Below are 5,327 nucleotides of genomic sequence, written 5' to 3'. Positions count from 1 at the left end.
AAGCCACTGCGTATTCGGTGGTTCGCTCTACTTCATTAAACGCGTTGTAATCGTAATGGGTTAAGTAACGTTCCGGGTTCACCTCATAGGTTTTGCGGCCCAAGGTGTCGTAGTAGGTGTAACTTTCGGCCCACTCTTTAACTTCTGTACCATTGTTGTTGGCAGCAGACACATAACGGACTAATTGCGACGTTTTAATGATGTCGCCATAGGCGTTGTATTCATAAACCGTGGCGGGTGATTGAGAATGGGTTTTACCCACTTCAACATCAAACGTTTCTACTGCGGTTTGTTGGACTTCAATGACACGATTGCCTACGTCATAGACATTCACCACCTGACGCTTACCTTGCGACTCAATACCCGATAACGCCGTTTTCGTACTGACTTCTGAATGCAGTTGATTCAAGCCATTCGTTGCAAAGTTTTGCAAAGCACCGGCATAACGGGTAACTAAGGTTTGATTACCATAAGCATCATAATCGTATTGGGTCACATAGCCTTCGGCATTGATGGCATAGGTCTCACGATTCAAAGCATCGTAAGCTTTGTAACTGAAGTTACCCCGCGCATCTTTATGAGCCACCGCATTACCAAAGGCATCGTAGGCAGTTTCCGTCGTATGACGGGTGTGCGTTTCAACCGTCATGGGTGGTCCGTTTTTCGGGATCACCGTTTCGTACTCAGTCACCAAAGGATAAGTGACTTTGATTTGACGAGGGAGCGAGTATTAGTTAGAAACTTTTAGAGATAGGAGAAAGACAGACGCCTGCCTTTCTTTAAAGGAAATAATTTTGTTAAACTGACACACTCAGTCGATCAATCTCGACTTCAATTAATCGCTGCGAATATTCAAGTAAAAAATCTAAACCTGCAACCGCACTTTCTTTAATGGGAATATCGGAACCAGGTGGTGTAAAGCCCTGTTGAATCACCGCCAGAACATATTGGACTTTAAATAGATTCTCTTCGAGACTTTGCCCCATCATTAAATCATCAATCTCAAGGTGATTGAGCTGGGGCCTGTGAGAAGAATTTGTACTTTCTTGTGTAACTTGATTATCATGCTTCATGTTTAAGTAACCTCGCATTAGGTTATTTGAACAGCGGGTGGGAGTGTTGGCGCACTCTCATCCGCACCTAAAATACCAATCAATAAAGCTCGTGTAAAAAGCTAATTGACTGAGTAGTTATTGTAACATAAAGCGGTGTTTACAAAGAGAGAAAACTCACTTTAACTTATTGTTATTATTTATAAAAATGCAGCTTTTATAACACCATAGACGGCACTGCTATTTATCGCAGTTATCCATCTTCCAATACTCGCTCACCATAAGCATCAATGATATCTAATAATGGCTCTTCAAATTGAGCGGTTTCACAATAGCAATTCAAGGCTTTAACAAACTCAATCTTATCATCCATACCGAAGTCTTTCGCATAAGCATACAATTTTTGAGCGAGCTCATAGTACGGCCCCTGAGTATCATCGTCTATGTGTGCCGATGTCATCCAGTCCGCTAAAAACACCATCTCGATAAGTTGGCCATATTCTTTTTTCGTAAAGTTGATTTTCATATTGTTAGCCCGTGTTAAGTAAAAATACTACGTTCTATTTTACAACACGATGCCTCTCAAACATTGAGCAATATTCAACCTAAACTTTTTAACACAAACATGGATAAGACAGTATGCCCCATTCCCTTTGTTGACTGACTTATGTTGTTGGTACTTTCATTATTATTCATCGCTTTAATTAGTATGTTTTCTCTCTATTATTATTTAAAAGGCGAGACCAATCACCGCCCCTTCACGGCTTTCAAGAAACCAATAGTCACTCAGCCAGAAAAGTCCGTTTATCGAAAGAATAGAAAGAAACCAGAGTGGGTTGTTAATGAAGTGATTCGGTTAGTTGCATTGATGTCATCGCAATCCGGATGTCGAAAACTGGCAGACCTATTTAATGAACTGCATGGAAGCAAAGAGACAGTCAGTAAAACCTATGTTTACAACTTACGAAATAAACATGCTTATGATATCCAGGCACTCAAACGAAACTTGAAACATAAAAGGCCAAAACCAGTCCCTAAGAATACCACCTGGGCGATGGACTTAACTTACATTACTACCGTAGACCAAAAACAACAAATAATACTGGCCATTATCGAACACGCTACCCGAGCCTGTTTAAAGCTCGAAGTATTAGATAACAAATCCTCAACTCGCATTTTATTATCACTTATCCAAACAATTAAACAGTTTGGCTTTCCTAAAAACATACGAACCGATAATGAAATCAACTTTTGCTCAAGGTTAATGACAACGGCTTTTACATTGTTAAACATAAAGCACCAACGAACCAAGGTTGCTGCTCCTTGGCAGAATGGAAAAGTAGAAAGGTTCTTTGGAACATTGAAATCCAAGACTCGGACGCTACTTTTTGATAACCAAAACCATCTAAATAACGAACTCAACACCTTTCGATTTTGGTACAACCATGTTAGAACACATGATTATCTGGATGGAAAAACACCGACCCAATGTTGGGATAGCACTAAACATTCCAACCGAGAAAAGGCACAATGGTTTGATAAATGGCGCGGGTTATTACGCGGTTACTATATACCGCGAGAGTGACCGAAAAAATGGCCGCCATTATTGCCGCATAAAAATAGCCATCCAAAACGAAATCAGGACAGTCGATAACTCAACTGTCCTGATAACTTGTGGCTAAAATACGCCAAATTGTTAAAGAGCGTTGTTAAAAATGATCGAATCCTGAAAATTCGGTATTTTTAACATGAGATTGTTATCTCAAAGCTTAAAATCCGATGCTATTTTGATCGAGTTTTAAGTGAAAACCCGTCTCAAATGATGCGGACACTACCGATCATTCTGTGGACGGGACAACACACCCGGTGCAGAACTGGAATTTAACCCTCTCACAAATGGCCATTCACTTCGAAGGTCGATTAGAGCAATATCTGGACCTTTGAAAGGCATTCAAATAAACTGACGACTTGTGCGGTGGGTTACATTAAATCGACTTGTCCACCGCTCAAGAAAATTGAAGCGATCGTGCTTCACTTAGGTGACACAGAATATTGAACACCCTCGTCTCAAATGATGCGGACACTGCCGATCATTCTATGGACGGGACGTCAGGCAAAATATCTCTTAATATAATCTTGCTATCAATTAAGGGCTGAAGCTCTAATTGATTTACCAACCTTTCCTCCGCTAAACTATTACACTCAATTTCAACTATATTCAAGTATTCCTTAACTTTAAAGTTATCTTTATAAGTAACTTCAACATTTTCAATTTCTTTCATCAACTCTTCCCTACTAAACGTCTTCACTCGACTTAAGTCTACCGTTACTCTAACTAATTGAGGAGGTTGAAATTGAAATTCGTCGTTAATAACAGTATCAATTTCAGCACCGCAATGACTGCACACCTTCGGATCTAATGACTCTTGCAAGCACACGAAACATAAATTCGACTCATTTTTAATTTCGTTATTCATCACTGTGCTCCTATACTATTTGGCTTTATAAACATTGGGACTATGGTCGCATCTGCTCTACCACCCCATTTTAACCTTAACGAAACTAAATCTTCTACGTTAACAACTTGTCCATTTTGAGGGTCAAACATTCTTACCCCCCCGCCATCTGCCAGCTTTTCAGCATGAAATACATGTGCCAACTTATCTTTTGCTGGCCCAATAAACATAGCATAATGGCCTTCTGGCGCATCTGCAAAAAATGGAGATTTAACAAAAGTATTATCTGCCCCCGTAGCTTTTCGAATAATTTTCGTTGCTTCTACCAACTGCAAATTACGAGAAGGATCAACCGAAGCAATTATTCTCTCAACATCATCAGCAGTTCTAAATGGCATATTAGTTTTATCTGTTATATAAGAGCTAACACAAGCAACGCAATTTTGACTTTTTGCAGAAGGATTCCATTTTGTATTCGTTGGGGCATCCCAAGCAGCACCAATATGATATCCACTACCCTCAGCTTTCCCAACTAACCCAACACCATTATAGTTAATCTTATCAGCAGGCGTTAGCGTCAATTTTGAGAAATCCACGCCATCAGAGCCAGCGGCCCTAGAAAGCCTAGATACTTTTGAAAACGGAATCGCTCCCAATAAGGCTTCTGTCGATCCCATTACAACCTTTTGTGCTGCCTTAACATCGCCTGTCGCGAAATCATAAATGAAATTCGCTCCCTCGGTTCCTAACTCTGAACGATAATCTCGATTAAATAGTAGCTCACCATAGTGATATTTAGCCATCTCAAGCACTTGTTCGGTGCCACTAAATAACCGATCTTGCCGCTGCGTTAAGTCACTAAACACACTCACTCCTAACGTATCTTCTATGGCAGTACCATAGAAAACAGCATTAGCTTGTAAGGTCATGTCTAACAGACCCAAACCACCATCCAATAGACTGACTCCAGCTGCCCAGATTTCGTTTCTAGCGGCTTTAGAATGACCAATGACTCCACCCTCATTCGTTCGGTAGTTCATTGCACTCTCTAAGAAGTACTGCTTCGCCTCGCCTAGCAAACCGCCAGCAGATTTAAGTGCAGCACTGGTAAAGTCCACAAGCTGACTTGCATCAACTTTAAACCCAGTCTCTGGCGTCGCCACTCTCGGCATCTGCTCAACCACCGTTTGACTCAAGAAGAAAGGTACATTACCGCCATCGGTCGCAAAGCTATAAGGCGATAAATGCGCGGTATTTCTAACCAACTCCTCATGCGCCATCTGATGCCTCATTCCATCATTCCAGAACTCAACCGGTGGGCGATTGCTGGTTCGCTCTGCCATCAATCGTTGTCTTCGTTCTAAATCAGCCTGTTGCGCACTGCGTTCATTTGCCAACTGTTCAGCCTGTGCACCATAAGTATTCTCAGCCTTGGTACGAGCAGCAATTTGTTCTTGTCGGCGTTCAGCTGTTGCTGCTTCACCAGCTGCCGCAACCTGACTCATATCATCCGATAACCCGCCTGCAATATTGCTTTGAGAAGCTTCAGCAATACTATTCGCAACCTCATTAATGTCTGCATGCGTTTGCGCTATTTGTGTTTGGTCCAACAGACGTTGATTGTTCTCATAAGCTTTTTTCGTGGCTATCGCAGCTTCTGCATGATGTATCCTATCCTCAACAATCGCATTGCCTAACGCACTACCAAAAGCATTCGCCAAGACCTGTCGGTTTTGCCATTGACCTGCCTGATAAGTATTCTTTATCACAAAATGCGCGGCTCCTGCTGATATCACTGAGCGGCCCGTTTGTGTGAGAA

General features: G+C 41.6%; 6 protein-coding genes. 1 reads left to right on the top strand and 5 read right to left on the bottom strand.

The annotated features are described in order from the left end of the window. The 3 genes from NH399_RS25185 to NH399_RS25175 form a co-directional block, all read right to left on the bottom strand. Positions 1–691: RHS repeat protein (locus tag NH399_RS25185; protein ID WP_253044279.1), on the bottom strand; the 691-nt coding region annotated here is incomplete at its 3' end. Between the two features lie 106 nt (positions 692–797). Next, positions 798–1,073, bottom strand: coding sequence for a hypothetical protein (locus NH399_RS25180; protein WP_253044277.1), 276 nt, complete (start codon positions 1,071–1,073; stop codon positions 798–800). A gap of 232 nt (positions 1,074–1,305) precedes the next feature. After that, the gene (locus tag NH399_RS25175; protein ID WP_253044275.1) at positions 1,306–1,578 is read right to left on the bottom strand and encodes a hypothetical protein; all 273 of its coding nucleotides are present in this window, start codon (positions 1,576–1,578) and stop codon (positions 1,306–1,308) included. Between the two features lie 141 nt (positions 1,579–1,719). Between NH399_RS25175 and NH399_RS25170 the strand changes: the two genes are divergently transcribed. Continuing rightward, positions 1,720–2,637 carry an integrase core domain-containing protein gene (locus NH399_RS25170; protein ID WP_253044273.1) on the top strand — a complete coding sequence of 306 codons (918 nt, stop codon included), beginning with the start codon at positions 1,720–1,722 and terminating at the stop codon, positions 2,635–2,637. Between the two features lie 505 nt (positions 2,638–3,142). Here NH399_RS25170 and NH399_RS25165 read toward each other — a convergent pair. Together NH399_RS25165 and NH399_RS25160 are read right to left on the bottom strand one after the other, a co-directional pair. Beyond that, positions 3,143–3,529, bottom strand: coding sequence for a hypothetical protein (locus NH399_RS25165; RefSeq protein WP_253044271.1), 387 nt, complete (start codon positions 3,527–3,529; stop codon positions 3,143–3,145). Then, positions 3,529–5,327: hypothetical protein (locus NH399_RS25160; protein WP_253044269.1), on the bottom strand; the 1,799-nt coding region annotated here is incomplete at its 5' end. The genes NH399_RS25160 and NH399_RS25165, both read right to left, overlap by 1 nt.

The organism is Pleionea sp. CnH1-48 (genome assembly GCF_024124665.1).
GTDB lineage: Bacteria > Pseudomonadota > Gammaproteobacteria > Enterobacterales > Kangiellaceae > JAMXSB01.
Note: the sequence above shows the minus strand (reverse complement) of the source record. Positions and strands in the feature narration are given on the sequence as shown.